The organism is Pseudovibrio japonicus, from assembly GCF_014651595.1.
GTDB lineage: Bacteria > Pseudomonadota > Alphaproteobacteria > Rhizobiales > Stappiaceae > Pseudovibrio > Pseudovibrio japonicus.
On the sequence record NZ_BMXE01000002.1, the window covers coordinates 468,808 to 482,843 of the forward strand.

Annotated in this window: 11 protein-coding genes and 1 pseudogene; 5 read left to right on the forward strand and 7 right to left on the reverse strand. The window is 53.3% G+C overall.

Annotation, left to right across the window (positions count from 1 at the left end; all coding sequences use genetic code 11):
- Positions 1 to 269: 269 nt before the first annotated feature.
- From hemW to rph, 3 genes are read right to left on the reverse strand one after another with little or no spacing between them, the layout of a single operon-like run.
- The gene (hemW, locus tag IE076_RS06895; protein ID WP_189436026.1) at positions 270 to 1,433 is read right to left on the reverse strand and encodes a radical SAM family heme chaperone HemW; all 1,164 of its coding nucleotides are present in this window, start codon (positions 1,431 to 1,433) and stop codon (positions 270 to 272) included.
- Between the two features lie 27 nt (positions 1,434 to 1,460).
- The gene (rdgB, locus tag IE076_RS06900) at positions 1,461 to 2,102 is read right to left on the reverse strand and encodes an RdgB/HAM1 family non-canonical purine NTP pyrophosphatase (RefSeq protein WP_189436027.1); all 642 of its coding nucleotides are present in this window, start codon (positions 2,100 to 2,102) and stop codon (positions 1,461 to 1,463) included.
- On the reverse strand, positions 2,102 to 2,821 hold the full coding sequence (gene rph, locus IE076_RS06905) for a ribonuclease PH (protein ID WP_189436028.1): 720 nt from the start codon (positions 2,819 to 2,821) through the stop codon (positions 2,102 to 2,104). The genes rdgB and rph overlap by 1 nt, the downstream gene beginning before the upstream one ends.
- Positions 2,822 to 3,030: 209 nt before the next feature.
- Between rph and hrcA the strand changes: the two genes are divergently transcribed.
- Positions 3,031 to 4,098 (forward strand): heat-inducible transcriptional repressor HrcA, encoded by a 1,068-nt coding sequence (gene hrcA / locus IE076_RS06910; RefSeq protein WP_189436029.1) that lies wholly within the window; start codon positions 3,031 to 3,033, stop codon positions 4,096 to 4,098.
- A gap of 24 nt (positions 4,099 to 4,122) precedes the next feature.
- Here the strand turns inward: hrcA and IE076_RS06915 are convergent, their stop codons facing one another.
- Positions 4,123 to 4,761 carry a LysE family translocator gene (locus IE076_RS06915; RefSeq protein WP_189436030.1) on the reverse strand — a complete coding sequence of 213 codons (639 nt, stop codon included), beginning with the start codon at positions 4,759 to 4,761 and terminating at the stop codon, positions 4,123 to 4,125.
- A 358-nt stretch (positions 4,762 to 5,119) separates the two neighbouring features.
- On the opposite strand from IE076_RS06915, the gene IE076_RS06920 reads away from it, so the two are divergent.
- Positions 5,120 to 5,938 (forward strand): HesA/MoeB/ThiF family protein, encoded by an 819-nt coding sequence (locus IE076_RS06920; protein ID WP_189436031.1) that lies wholly within the window; start codon positions 5,120 to 5,122, stop codon positions 5,936 to 5,938.
- A 140-nt stretch (positions 5,939 to 6,078) separates the two neighbouring features.
- Here the strand turns inward: IE076_RS06920 and IE076_RS06925 are convergent, their stop codons facing one another.
- On the reverse strand, positions 6,079 to 8,154 hold the full coding sequence (locus tag IE076_RS06925; protein WP_189436032.1) for a TonB-dependent receptor domain-containing protein: 2,076 nt from the start codon (positions 8,152 to 8,154) through the stop codon (positions 6,079 to 6,081).
- Positions 8,155 to 8,387: 233 nt separating this feature from the next.
- Complete coding sequence (locus tag IE076_RS06930; RefSeq protein ID WP_371871470.1) at positions 8,388 to 9,107, reverse strand: aquaporin; 720 nt, start codon at positions 9,105 to 9,107, stop codon at positions 8,388 to 8,390.
- Between the two features lie 516 nt (positions 9,108 to 9,623).
- Between IE076_RS06930 and IE076_RS06935 the strand changes: the two genes are divergently transcribed.
- Positions 9,624 to 11,432, forward strand: coding sequence for a M2 family metallopeptidase (locus tag IE076_RS06935; RefSeq protein ID WP_189436034.1), 1,809 nt, complete (start codon positions 9,624 to 9,626; stop codon positions 11,430 to 11,432).
- Positions 11,433 to 11,598: 166 nt separating this feature from the next.
- Positions 11,599 to 12,147 carry a GNAT family N-acetyltransferase gene (locus IE076_RS06940; RefSeq protein ID WP_189436035.1) on the forward strand — a complete coding sequence of 183 codons (549 nt, stop codon included), beginning with the start codon at positions 11,599 to 11,601 and terminating at the stop codon, positions 12,145 to 12,147.
- Between the two features lie 141 nt (positions 12,148 to 12,288).
- On the opposite strand, the pseudogene IE076_RS22815 reads toward IE076_RS06940, so the two are convergent.
- Positions 12,289 to 12,558 (reverse strand): annotated as a pseudogene (locus IE076_RS22815) (hypothetical protein).
- Between the two features lie 137 nt (positions 12,559 to 12,695).
- Between IE076_RS22815 and IE076_RS06945 the strand changes: the two are divergent.
- Positions 12,696 to 13,520 (forward strand): BRO1 domain-containing protein, encoded by an 825-nt coding sequence (locus IE076_RS06945; RefSeq protein ID WP_189436036.1) that lies wholly within the window; start codon positions 12,696 to 12,698, stop codon positions 13,518 to 13,520.
- Positions 13,521 to 14,036: the final 516 nt, after the last annotated feature.

Sequence of the window (14,036 nt, forward strand, 5' to 3'; positions counted from 1 at the left end):
CAGCACGGATACAGTATAGCCCGAAGTGCTGCACTGCAAAAGTATAGGCAGCTCCACACCTTTTCAGCAACATAGACTGATGGAGAATTACATACCAACCTTAACTTGTATTGCAGATCAATAGGTTCTTCACCACCGTTAAGGAGCTTGTATTGTAACCAATTATGCTGCGTTGCACAATGTGTAAAATATTGCTCGAAACATTGAGAGTAAATTGACCGCGATTATTTCATTAAGTTGAAATTACTAATGAAATTTATTTGACAATGCTAATCGGAGGCCAGCTCGGCTATTACGGCATCCAGCAGAGGAAAGCCTGCTTGTGTTGCACGCACGCGGCTGTTCCCGACCCATTCCACCATTCCGTTTTCCTGCAGGTGGAGCAGTCTTTGCGGATTAAACTGGCGACCAGAGAGCTGTTCATAACGGGGAACCTCGATGCCTTCATGCAACCGCATGCCCATCAGCAACATCTCATCGCTTTGCTCTTCGCGACCAAGACCATCCTCAGAAATAGAGCCGTGGCCCTGACTTTCAACCAGGCCTAGCCATGTTTCCGGATGCTTTTCCGTGGAGGTTGCCAGTCTTGAGCCGTCTTCCAGCGTCAAGCGACCATGGGCGCCGGGGCCGACGCCAACATAATCACCGTAGCGCCAGTAAATGAGGTTGTGCTGGCACTGGGCGTCAGGCGCAGCATGGTTGGAGACCTCATAGGCCGGCAGGCCGCTTGCTGCGGTGACCTGCTGTGTGAGGTCAAACATGTCTGCAGCAAGGTCCGGGTCCAGCATCTCTAGCTTTCCAGCCGCATAAAGGCGCTGGAACATGGTGCCGCTTTCGATGGTGAGCTGGTACATGGAGAGGTGATCCGCTGCCAGATCGATGGCGCGGTTGAGCTCCTGCTCCCATGCCTTCAAGGTCTGGTTGGGACGCGCGTAGATCAGATCAAACGAGATGCGTGGGAATGTTTTGCGCGCAATTTCGACTGCTTGAATCGCTTCCGAAACAGAATGCTGACGTCCGAGGATCTTCAGTTCCTTGTCATCCAGCGCCTGAATGCCAACGGAAAGGCGGTTCACGCCTGCAGATCTATAGCCTGCAAAGCGGGTTGCTTCCACGCTGGTAGGATTGGCTTCCATGGAGATTTCAGCAGTGTCTGGCACGTGCCAAAGGCGGGCGATCTCATTGAGGACAGTCTCAACGGTTTTCGGCTCCATGAGGGACGGGGTACCGCCACCGAAGAAGATGGAATCCACCGTGCGGTCCGGCACCATCTGCGCATAGCGTGCCAGCTCTGTTGCCAGCGCTTTGGCGTAGGTCTCCTGCGAGACCGGTTGGTGACGCACATGGGAGTTGAAGTCGCAATAAGGGCATTTAGCCAGACAAAACGGCCAATGCACATAGATCCCAAAGCCGCCAACCGGTGACATAGTCATTCTTATTCCTTTGCACTCGCCGAAGGGTTACTTCGGCAAGCACTCTTCCTGAAACTTAACAAAGGCACGAGCACGGTGAGACAGTGCTTTGCCGTCCTTCGTGATATGTTTTTCTTGCTTATCCATCTCGCCGAAGGTCTTATCGAAACCTTCAGGAACGAACATCGGATCGTAGCCGAAGCCTTCCGGACCGCGAGGTGGCCACGCCAGTTCGCCGTGGATTTCGCCGCGGTAGAACTGAACATGACCATCCGGCCATGCCAGACACAGCACTGCAACGAAGTAGGCGCTGCGGTCAGCTGTGCCAGCCTCAACCAGCTTGTCGTGCACCGCCTGCATAGCGACACCGAAGTCTTTGCCTGGACCAGCCCAACGTGCTGAATAGATGCCCGGATCGCCGCCCAAACCATTGACACACACGCCACTGTCATCTGAAAGAGCTGGCAGTCCCGTGGCTTTGGCTGAGGCGAGCGCCTTAATCGCGGCATTGGCCTCAAACGTATCACCATCTTCCACCGGTTCCGGCAGGTTCAGATCACCGGCGGACAGAACCTCAAAGCCATGCGGCGCGAGCATTTCCTGAATCTCACGCAGCTTGCCTTTGTTATGGCTGGCAAGCACGAGCTTGCCAGGTTCCAGGCGACGGTTTTCTGTTGTTTCTGTCTGCATCAAAGCACCGTTAGTTTTTGCAGCTCAACCAGTTTGGAGATGGACTGTTTTGCGAGGCCCATGAGCTGACCGAGTTCTTCTTCAGAAAATGGCTCACCTTCAGCGGTACCTTGAATTTCCACAATACCGCCTTTGCCGGTCATGACGAAGTTTGCATCTGTGTCTGCGGAAGAGTCTTCCACGTAGTCCAGATCAGCAACCGGTGTGCCTTCATAGATGCCACAGGAAATCGCTGCGATGTGGTCTTTGAGAACCTTGTCTGTCTTGACCATGTCGCGCGCTTCCATCCATTTCAGGCAGTCGTGCAGGGCAACCCATGCGCCTGTGATGGAGGCTGTACGGGTGCCACCATCTGCCTGAATGACGTCACAGTCAACGGTAATCTGACGCTCACCGAGTGCGCCCAGATCCACAACAGCGCGCAAAGAGCGGCCAATGAGGCGCTGGATTTCCTGAGTACGGCCAGACTGCTTTCCCGCAGAGGATTCACGGCGCATGCGGTCGTGGGTGGCGCGTGGCAACATGCCGTATTCTGCAGTCACCCAGCCACGGTTCTGGCCACGAAGCCACGGCGGAACGCGCTCTTCCAAACTTGCTGTACACAGAACGTGGGTATCACCGAATTTGATCAGGCAGGAGCCTTCGGCATGTTTAGCAACGCCGCGCTCCAGGCTGACTGGGCGCATTTCATCAGGTGTACGTTTGGATGGACGGTTCAAGGTAAGCTCCCTCGGGTTGCTTAATAGCTATATAGTCACAAATGGTATTGCGGGTCTTTTAGCTGCGGTTTGCCTTTAGCGCAAAGGCTGGTTTTGATTTGAGAGCTGATTTTCTGCGAAAATTGAGTTTTGGTTGTTCAATTGTCCTGTGCTAGGGATTGAACAGAGGCTTTGGCCCAAACCTTCCCGTGATCTGGAGTTCCAATACCGTGACGAGCGTTCCTCCTTCTGTCCCTCTTGAGGATCTTGACGAACGTTCCCGCGAGATTTTCCGAAGGATCGTCGAAAATTACCTTGATACCGGCGAACCGCTGGGGTCCCGAAATCTTTCACGGGGTCTTTCGCAGCCTCTTTCACCTGCATCCATTCGTAATGTGATGGCGGATCTGGAACATCACGGACTGCTTTATTCTCCGCATACCAGCGCAGGCCGTTTGCCGACACAGTCGGGTCTGCGGCTGTTCGTGGACGGGTTTCTTGAGGTTGGTGATCTGACCAAGGAAGAGCGTGAGCAGATTGCTGTGCAGGTGAAGGCCAACGGCGGTGACAAGACGCCAGAACAGGTGCTTACGGAAGCCAGTCAGATGCTTTCCGGTTTAAGCCGTGGGGCAGGGGTCGTTCTTTCCAACAAAACAGACACGACGCTGCGCCATATTGAGTTTGTGCAGATCGAGCCACTTAAAGCGCTGGTGGTGCTGGTGAGCGAAGACGGGTCTGTCGAGAACCGCGTTGTTGATCTTCCTCCGGGGATGCCACCTTCTGCGCTGACGGAAGCCTCCAACTATCTCAATTCGGTGATCAGAAACCGGACTCTGACCGAGGCACAGACCGAGCTTGTGCGGCAGCGCAATGAGTTTCAGGCGGAGCTGGATACGTTGACCTCGAAAGTGGTGGATGCGGGTATTGCCGTGTGGGGCGGGGACCGGAGTGATCCGGGTACGCTGATCGTGCGTGGACGCTCCAATCTGCTGGAAAATGTGGACGCACAGGAAGATCTGGAGCGCATTCGCCTGCTGTTTGATGATCTGGAGAACAAAAGCGAGCTAATCCGTCTGCTGGATCTTGCCAAGGATGGCGAGGGGGTGCGGATCTTCATCGGGTCGGAGAACAAGCTGTTCTCGCTCTCCGGTTCATCCCTGATCGTGTCTCCGTACCGCGATAGTGAGCAGCGCGTTGTGGGTGTGCTTGGAATTATCGGGCCAACCCGCCTCAATTATGCGCGGGTCATTCCCATGGTGGATTACACAGCCCGACTGGTGAGCCGATTGCTCGGCTAGAGCATATCTGCTGCGAGGTGCCGGCTAAAGACTTGGCTTGTAGCTGGCCAATTTGACGCCAAAGCCGATGAAAACGACTCCGGTTATGCCCTTGAGCCATCTTTGGAAGCTGCCAGTGCGAGCGAGGCTGGTGAGTTTTCCGAGTAGGAGAACCATCGCACCGAACCAAACCGCATTGATCGCCGAATGCAGCGACACAAGCAAAAATGAAGATGCTGCTGATGCTTCGCCAAGTGAGATAAATTGCGGGAATGCAGCAAGGTAGAACATCGACACCTTTGGGTTCAGTGCGTTTGTTAAAACGCCTTCCGTAAACGCGCTCACCAGCGTGCGTTTTTGGTTTGCGGGAGCAATTTTCGGCGCCTCCTCAAAGCCATTAAAGGTCGCATAGAGTGCTTTCACACCAATCCAGCACAGATACGCGGCGCCCAGGTACTTTACGATGGTAAAGGCGGTAGCTGACTGTACGAGGATGATGGAGATGCCGAGGATCGCGAGCATTCCATGGAGGTAAAACGCGGCTACAAACCCAGCCACATTGGCGAACCCTGCAGCGCGTCCCGAAGTCGGTACGGTCTTTGCGATGAGCACACCGTTTGGTCCAGGCGACATAACAAGAAGAGACGCAACGAAAACAAAACTTAATATTTCTGACCAAGCCACAAGCAATCCCCCAAGCATACGTAGCAGTTCTTATACTTGGCTGATCTGAATTTGCAACGCTCGGTTCAGCCTGACAGCCTTCGCTGGTTCGCTTCGCGATTGAGGGCATGGGAGAACCGCCAGCAAAGCGGCGCAAGGGGAAAAATAGTGTGCCTTATCCCATTCCTTCGTCAAATTTTGTCAAATGGGGGGCCGATTTTGTTTGAGAAAATGCCTAGGGTGTTCTTTAACAGATCGCCGGAAACTGCCCCATACGGGAAAACCGTTTTTTGGGCTAATATACGCTGAAAACAATGAATGAGAGCGCTGCGCATGACTGAAAGGAAATGTGAGAGGTGCTGAATGACTGGAGTTCGTCTTGCTTTCCCTTACAGCTTCTGAACTGGAACGCTACGCCCGTCACATCGTCCTGCGGGATGTGGGCGGTCCGGGCCAACAAAAACTCAAAGCCGCGCGTGTTCTGGTTGTCGGAGCAGGGGGGCTTGGTGCTCCGGTGCTGCAATATCTGGCAGCGGCTGGTGTGGGTACAATCGGAATTGTTGATGATGATGTTGTGTCGCTGTCCAATCTGCAGCGCCAAATCATTCATGATACCGAAAAGCTTGGCGAGCCTAAGGTTGCCAGTGCTGCTGAGGCCATTGCGCGCCTGAACCCGAATGTGCGCGTTGTTTCGCACCCGACCCGTATTAACGGGCAGAACGCCATGGCACTGATCAACGATTACCACATCGTAGTTGATGGCTCGGACAATTTTGCAACGCGCTATCTTGTTTCAGATGCCTGTTTTTATGCCGGACGACCGCTGGTAACTGCCGCTGTAGGGCAGTTTGATGGGTCCGTTACGCTACTAAAACCCTTTGAGCGCGATGACGAGGGGAACTACATCAACCCGACCTATCGCTGCCTATTCCCCAAGCGTCCTGAGGCCGGCTCTATCCCGACCTGTACGGAGGCCGGTGTTTTGGGCGCACTAACCGGATTGTTAGGGACGCTGCAAGCGCTTGAAGTTATTAAGGAAATTGTTGGCTTTGGTGAAGGTCTGGTTGGGCGCTTGCTACTGGCCGATACGCTGAGCATGCATTTTGAGACCATCAAATATAAGCGCTCAGCAAAGAACCCGCTGAACGGGGACACTCCTAAAACATGGAGTGAAATGCTGGAGGCCGAGCACGGCTGATCCAGTCTCTGAAAGAAGCGCTTCAAAAGAATTCGGCGGAGAACTTCATCCCCGCCGCATCCGACCCCGCCCTCATATCAGGGTCTGGCCTCACCAGCGTTGCAAAGAGCACTGCTTGCGCAGCACTCCCCCGATGATGCCTAGAACGTTTTCGCCAAGCTAAGCTTGAAGGAGCGGCCTTTGCCTTCTGTCTCACTCAGGTGCTCAGTGTGTTTCTGGTCAAAGATGTTGGTCACACTTGCGCGCACCTCGGCGCCTGCAAGAGAGCCATCTTCGGGCATCCATGCCAGACTTAGGCTGTGAAGCGCATAACCCGGAGAGGCATTAGCTGGGTCATTTACGCGGTCTTGTTCGGCGAATAGATCTGCGCGCCACGAAACATCAAGGTCATACTCGGTGAACTTGTATCCTGCTGAGAGGAAAAGATTATCTGCTGCGACGCTTTCCAGATATTCATTGTCTGAGAGGTTGTCGCCGCGAGTGAGCGCTGCGCCCATACTGCCGTACCAGCTTTGTGAGGAATAGCCGGCCTCCACCTCAATGCCTTTGATCTGTGCATCATCAATCGCAGTTGTGATGGTCTGGCCAGTTGCGTGATCCTGCTCTGAATACAGATAGTTGTCGATGCTGTTGTAAAAGCCGGTCACCTTGAAGCGGAGGCTATCGTTTGCCAGCAGGACATCATCGAATTTAAAGCCAAGCCCGGCTTCAAAATTGTTGGATTTTTCTATCCCGAGATCCGTGAAGCCATCCCCGGAGAACACTTCATCAATAACTGGCATGCGTTCTGTATGGGAAATTGAGCCGAACACATTCATCCAGTCTGTCAGCTCATAGATTGCTGCAATTTTGGGAGAATAGGCGGTCTCGTCCAGATCTTCGCGTAGGGTGACGCCGTTGCCTGGCTTGAGACGGGAGTAATCAACGCGCATTCCGGGGATGAGGGTGAGGCGGTCATTGATCACTATCTCAGCCTGTCCATAGACACCAAGGGCATAGATTTCGCCTTCTGGGTGGGACGAGGAGCCGGGCTGAGCGGTTCCGTCCGGGTTCAGGCGGGGGTTGAGGCGCTCATGGTATTTTCCATCGACACCGTAAGTGAAGTAAGCCTCCAGATTCTCAGAGAACTGCACTTCCGAGGTGTTTTCCAGCTTCGCCTGCCATGTGTTGTAGACGTACTCCGCCTCTGTACCCAAAGGCGCTGACGGACCGGCGCGGAACGTAATATCCTTAAGGTCCCGCTGGGTTTGGCTCCATGAGATTTGGGCCTGAAGGTCCAGCAGGTCATTGCCAGAGAACGCGTTTTCGTAGGCCAAAACAGCCTGTTGCTCGCTTGTGATCTGATCTGCTGTGCCGAAGAGAGGATTGTAGGTGACTTGGTCGTAGAGGCCGTCTCCTGATTTTTCGACATTGAAGTAGCTGGCCGTCAAAGCCTGATCCTTGTCAGCTCCGAAGTTGTATTTCAGCTTTGCCAGACCGGAGAGGTCGGTCATCCGTGAGTTCTCTAGTTCTTTGCCATGTGCGCCATCATAATCACCGTCGCGCCCGTAATTCAGGTTCAACAGCATTTCCAGATCCTGCAGTGGTCGTGCCGCAACTGTTACGCTGCTTCGGGCACCGCTGCCGTTGGAATCCCACATAGCTTTGGTTCGCACGGCAAGCCTGGCATCCCCTTCCAGTAAGTCACTGGCTTCCTTTGTGCGTGCGCTGACAACGCCGCCCAGTGCACCAGAGCCAAACAGAGTGGAGGACGCAGGGCCGCGCAGGACTTCCACCTCCTTCAAAAGATCGGTGTCGAAGAAGAAAGAACCGGCACGGTACATTTCAAAAAAGGAGGTGACGCCGTCAATCTGCATGATCATGCGGTTTTCATCGGACGCCAAAGCCCCGCCGATGCCGCGAATGTTCAGAGACTGCCCGAGGGCATTGTCAGCGTTGATTGTCGTCACACCGGGGACCGTATTCAGGATTTCACCCAGAGTGCTGGTTTGGCTAGCTTCAATTTGCTCCTGAGAAACAGCGGTGACGGCTTGTGGCGTTTCAATTGCCACCTTGTCTTTGCCAGCTGACACGATGATCTCGTCCAGCAGGGTTGTCGGGCTTCCGATCTCAACCGGTAGCGAGGCTTCCTGCGCTGAAACAGCTGCGGACATTAGGGCGAGCGAAAGGGCGGTGCTGGCATACAATGCCGCACGGGAATAGCGCGAGTAGGACATAATCGCCTCAGTCTTGAATTGCGTGGGAATGGCTGGCTGAGGCGTGCTTTAGCTAGCTTGCGTTTGCGGGATGCAAACATTGTTTCTAGCGGTGTTTTATAAATATGAGTATAATAGTCAAGTTTTAATTTTGAATTTTCCCTGTGCGTGGTTGTAAGCGTTCTTCAAAAAGAAGCCTCCGCCACGGGTTCGAGGTCGTGACGGAGGCGAAATATTTTCAGGTCTTTCGGTGGTTAGTCGGTCTCTTCAGTGCCACATGTGCCAATAACCCAACAGATACCAGCCCCAACCAGAGCCCCGACAATTGGGGCAAACCAGAACATCCACAACTGCTCAAGCGCCCAGCCTCCGTTGAAGACCGCTGTTGCAGTGGAACGGGCGGGGTTCAAGGATGCGCCCGAAATCGGGATCGCGATGATGTGCATGCAGGCCAGCATCAAACCAATAGCGAGGGGCGCGAGGGCTGCGTGGGCCTTCTTGGACGTAGCGCCGATGATCACGATCAGGAACATAGCGGTGACGGTGATTTCTGTGATGGCAACTGCAAGTTCAGAGAAGCCACCATTGGAGTGTTCGCCGAAGCCGTTGGATGCAAAACCAGGAGGGTCACCCGGACCATGTGCGAGGATGACCCAGAAGACACCAGCTGCTGCTGCACCACCAATGACCTGCGTAATGATATATGGAATCACATCCAACGTCGGAAACCGCTTTGCAGCCCACAGGCCGACGGTTACCGCTGGATTGAAATGAGCACCCGAGACATTGGCAAAAGCATAAGCCATACAGACAACAGACAGGCCAACAGCGAGGGCCACCCCCAGCAGGCCAGACCCGCCATACCACTCAACCGGTGCGTAGGACACCATTGCCCCACCGCACACTGCAGAGACCAACGCGAAAGTGCCCACAAATTCTGCGCCAAGTTTCCTCAACATCGCACTTCTCCTCATATTGATGTGACGGAGGTAGCACGATGAAATTTCCAACACGCAATGATGGTCCTTTACAATCTAACAATTGCCTTAAGGATGCAGGTGGCGCTTTTAAGAGAACGCCGGTTTGGGTCAGACATGGCTCTTCTCGCTGTTTCAGGAGTGCTTTTGGGAAGCCTGTGAGCGCATTTGCAGCGCGCTCGTTTTTGAGTTGGGGAGGGAAGCCAGAGGTGCTGGGGCATGCCTGCGACTCACTAAGGAGCTGTTCCTGCGCGAGTCCTGCGGGTTTTGGCCCAAGAATTAGCGAGTTTCAGGAGTTCGGGCATGCCAACTGAAATGGATTCAGCGTTTAAAATTCACCTCAAATACGAGTGCAATATTTTTGCTGCTTTACCGCCAAAATAGGAGATAAATAGCGGAAAACCGCACTAGACTTACAAGATAAAACCCTTAACGTTACGGCATAAATGACAGATTATGCATAAGAGATGCATCTGATATTTCGTTTAATACGCTATTGTTGGGGAGGTTTTCGTGAAGCGGTTGTTATCTGTGTTGCCCGCACTTTCGCTTACTTTGATTCCGTTGAGTTCAGCGCTGGCTGAAGCGGAAAAGAAAGTCACGGTTGAGGATGCGAGGGCGTTTATTGAGAGCTCGGAAGAGACCCTTCAGGAGATCTGGGAGGAAGCCGGGCGCATCGCATGGGTGAATGCCAATTTCATCACTTATGACACCAACTGGCTTAACTCGTTGATGTCTGAGCGGACCACGAAGCTCTCTGTTTCCCTCGCCAACCAAACAAAGCAGTTTGACGGGCTTGAGCTCCCAGCAGATCTGGCGCGCAAGATGAAGCTTCTGAAGCTGGGTTTGACGATCCCCGCACCTGAGAACGAGCCAGAGAAGATCAAGAAGCTTGCCGAGCTCAACACCGAGATGGAAACCATCTACGGCACAGGCAAGATTGAGATTGACGGCAAGCCACTCTCGCTCTCCAAACTCAGCCGCATCATGGCAACCAGCCGCGATTACGAAAAGCTGCTTGAGGTTTGGGAAGGCTGGCGCACCGTTTCTCCGCCGATGAAGGATATGTACGCGGAGATGGTGGACATCGCCAACCAAGGCTCGCGCGAGCTTGGCTTTAAAGACACTGGCTCCATGTGGCGTTCCAAATACGATATGGACCCGGATGACTTCCGTCAGGATGTTGACCGGCTCTGGGGTGAGGTGAAGCCGCTTTACGATGGCTTGCATTGCTATGTTCGCGGTAAGCTGGCGGATCATTACGGAGCCGATAAGGTTCCTGCGGATGGGCCGATCCCTGCACATTTGCTGGGTAACATGTGGGCGCAGTCCTGGGGTAACATCTATCCGCTTGTTGCAGCAGAGGGCGACGAGCAGGGCTACGACCTGACCAAGCTGCTGGAAGAGCAGAACTACACACCGCTCAAGATGGTAAAGACGGCGGAAGGGTTCTTTACCTCGCTCGGCTTTGACCCGCTGCCAGAGAGCTTCTACGAGCGCTCGCTGATCACCGAGCCGCGTGACCGTGACGTGCAGTGTCATGCTTCTGCGTGGAATGTGGATGGCAAGGATGATCTGCGCATCAAGATGTGTACCGAGGTGACGGGCGAAGACTTCAACACCGTTCATCACGAGCTGGGGCACAACTTCTACCAGCGCGCTTATAATCAGCAGTCGCCTATGTATCAGGATGACCCGAACGACGGGTTCCACGAAGCGATTGGCGATATGGTGAGCCTGTCCATTACGCCTAAGTATCTGAAGCAGATCGGCCTTCTGCCGCTGGATGCTTCTGAAGAAGTGAACACCAACATTCTGCTTGCACAGGCGCTGGACAAGATCGCGTTCCTGCCGTTTGGCCTGCTGGTGGACCAGTGGCGCTGGAAGGTGTTTAACGGCGAGCTGACGCCAGAGACCTATAACGAAGGCTGGTGGGAGCTGCGCGAGAAGTATCAAGGTGTTGCAGCACCGGTTGACCGTGCTGCGGATGCGTTTGACCCAGGTGCCAAGTACCACATTCCAAACAACGTGCCGTACACCCGCTATTTCCTGGCGCATATCTTCCAGTTCCAGTTCTACCGTGAGGCCTGCCGCATTGCAGGTTGGGAAGGCCCGCTGGCGGCGTGTTCCATCTATGGTGACAAGGAAGTTGGCAAGAAATTCAACGCCATGTTGGAAACCGGAGCTGCTTTGCCGTGGCAAGACAGTCTGGAAGCCTTCACCGGAAGCCGTGAGGCCGACGCGACAGCTATTCTTGAATACTTCGCGCCACTCATGGCTTATCTGGATGAGCAGAACGCTGGCAAATCCTGCGGCTGGTAGACCAACAAGGTAATCCTGCCGGCCTTATTGGCCTGCAAGCCCGCCGGATATTATCAAACCCCGTCTTTCACGGCGGGGTTTGTTTTTTTTGGGGTGGTGGCTTTGTCAACGCAGACTTGGCTACGTTAGGGTGCAGCAATCGACATGCAATGGGGGAGTGAAATGCATGGCTGTCCAGATGAGACCACTTTCGATCCAAGACATGCCTTTATTGCATGAATGGCTCAACCAAACTCATCTGCGTCCCTTTTATGAGCGTGAACCAAGCACGCTTGAACAGGTGGTGAAGCGTTATGCTTGCCGCGTTGCTGATGATCATAGGACCAAATGTCTGATTGCCGAGTTTGATGGCGCGCCGTTTGGCTATCTGCAATGGTATCTGAACCGGAGCTTTCCCGAGTACGGTATCGATACCATTGGCATGTCAGATGGCGTTAGCATTGATTACTACATTGGAGACCCTGCTCTTCTGGGCCAGCGATTGGGTTCCGCCATGTTGAACGCAGCGGTTGAACATGTGAAGCCGCTTGTCCGCTCTAAGGATCGCTCATTTTGTGTCGGCCACAGGCCAGAAAATACTTCTGCAATCCGCTGCTCCCAACGCGCTGGCTTCACATATCGCAAAGACTTCCTCGAATACGGGTTAGCGCATGAATTGTATGTGAGAGATGAAGGGGGCCTAGTGGCTTGCATATTCGAGACCGACCTCAAATAAGATGAAGCTGTAGTTGGTCAGTGGTTTAGACACATTTTGTGGTGTGCGCTGGCCTGCGGAGCGTGGTGGTCAGCAGTGTGCCCATGAGCGGTGATCCTGCGGGGTGTGGTGCAGAGCACTTCAGGCACCGATCACAGTGACTTATTCAAGAAGCGTGATTTTGAAGTTTATTGGCTGCGGATGGGCGACACGCTCCAGAATTCCGCAGGGCTTTCTTAGTGCTTCCAGTCAGTCGCGTAAGGCTTCTTGCAGAGTGAGCAAAGCATCACGTCCTTGGCATTCCTACATTCGCTCATCCAGCACTAATTGCCGCATATAAGCCAGATTTTCCAAATCCGAGACGGCTATGGTGACTTCGTCAATTTCGTTTTGAAGACTATTTGTGGCGCTGCATGCGGTGTCAATGGGCAAGGCTCACGCGGCGCGGGTATGGCGAGGGCGCGACGATTTACAGCTATGATTAACCGCCACGAGTGATTTATTGCATTGCTACAAATGACAATCCCAACTAATTAATTGGATAGTTATTTCTCTCTTAGGCTTTACCGATGCGTTTAATATCGAAGGCAGTCCTTATTATCGCAACAGGCTTGATTTTCTGGTTTCTGTTCATTTTCTTAATGAGCTTGCTACAGCTCAACGGCCTACTCTTAAATAGCGTAACTTTCTTCGACTTGAGCGACTTTCATGTTGAGCTAAGGGACTACCCGTGGGTGGAAATCGTAACCGCGATTGGAACAGTTGCTGCAGCTATTGCCGCTGCAGCGGCGGCAATAATTGCATTAGTCATTGATGGTAGAAATCGAAACGAGCGGAAAGAACAGGAAGCGATCAAAGCGAGAGCAAATCGTGCTGTTTCTGTTTTCGCGCTATCCGAGATAGCAAGTTTGATTAAGGCCTTATCGCAAAAGTACGGAGAAGCTTGGTGCCACCATCAAAATTTAAAGTTTGCAGAAGAACACGACCTCTCTGACATCATATTATCAGGCGAAATAGAGATTTCAGCGACCTTGGCCCAGCTTATCCATCATGTAGAGTATACACCGCCTCAAAATGCTATTGAGATGTTGAGGTTAACAATCCAAGGTGCCCCAGAAGAAATTCAAAATGATATCTCATTTCTACTTGAAAGGTTGCAGAGAGAACTATCTCACATTCGTTCTTTAAAGGTTCCAAGCGATTACCGAATCTGCGGTTTCAGCGCTCTTCGTTCACTTGCTGAACTTAGTACCCACGTAAGCAAACTATTAATATGGGCACGAGGGCAGAAGGTTGAAAAATACAGCCACTTAATCAATGATGGCATGTCGATAAGTAACTTCGATCTTCCTAAATGCTGTCGCCTAGCCTACTTTAAGTGGCTTAATGCATAGCTTTTTCTCAATTTTGAAACGAAGAATTGAATCCAGCAAGGTTGCCTGTATATGGGGTTGATGCCCCATGGGTCCCGGCTCGGCGGCCGGGATGACATCGGAGGGTGAGGCTCTCGCTCGCTAAGAAGCTCACTTCTCGAAATGGCACCCAGGAAAGGTCGATCGGCGGCTTGATGCAGTCTGGATCCCGCATCAAGTGCGGGATGACGGGCTAGGGTTGGCCGCGCGCACCCGGACCACCTGACGTCATCCCGGACGAGCGGAGCGGAGATCCGGGATCCAGTGCTATGAGTGAGGGCTTTGCTGGTGATGCTGATAGGCGGCGAATGTCTGTGGCAGTAGGAGCGCGGCAGAGGGTGTGGCAACTGCCCCATAGATCCCGGCTCGCGGGCCGGGATGACACCTTTGGGTGAGGCTGCTGTGCCTTGAGCGCTTTGCTCGTGTTTGGGGCTGTACCTACAGTGCCTTGGCCCGTGGGTGGGGGCTCGGACATACAGCGATCCCCTCGGAGGAAAA

What these genes read in the sequence shown, in the direction of transcription:
- hemW (WP_189436026.1), bottom strand. Translation starts at nt 1,433, where the DNA reads ATGACTATGTCACCGGTTGGCGGCTTTGGGATCTATGTGCATTGGCCG.
- rdgB (WP_189436027.1), bottom strand. Translation starts at nt 2,102, where the DNA reads ATGCAGACAGAAACAACAGAAAACCGTCGCCTGGAACCTGGCAAGCTC.
- IE076_RS06925 (WP_189436032.1), bottom strand. Translation starts at nt 8,154, where the DNA reads ATGTCCTACTCGCGCTATTCCCGTGCGGCATTGTATGCCAGCACCGCC.
- IE076_RS06930 (WP_371871470.1), bottom strand. Translation starts at nt 9,107, where the DNA reads ATGAGGAGAAGTGCGATGTTGAGGAAACTTGGCGCAGAATTTGTGGGC.
- IE076_RS06940 (WP_189436035.1), top strand. Translation starts at nt 11,599, where the DNA reads ATGGCTGTCCAGATGAGACCACTTTCGATCCAAGACATGCCTTTATTG.
- IE076_RS06945 (WP_189436036.1), top strand. Translation starts at nt 12,696, where the DNA reads ATGCGTTTAATATCGAAGGCAGTCCTTATTATCGCAACAGGCTTGATT.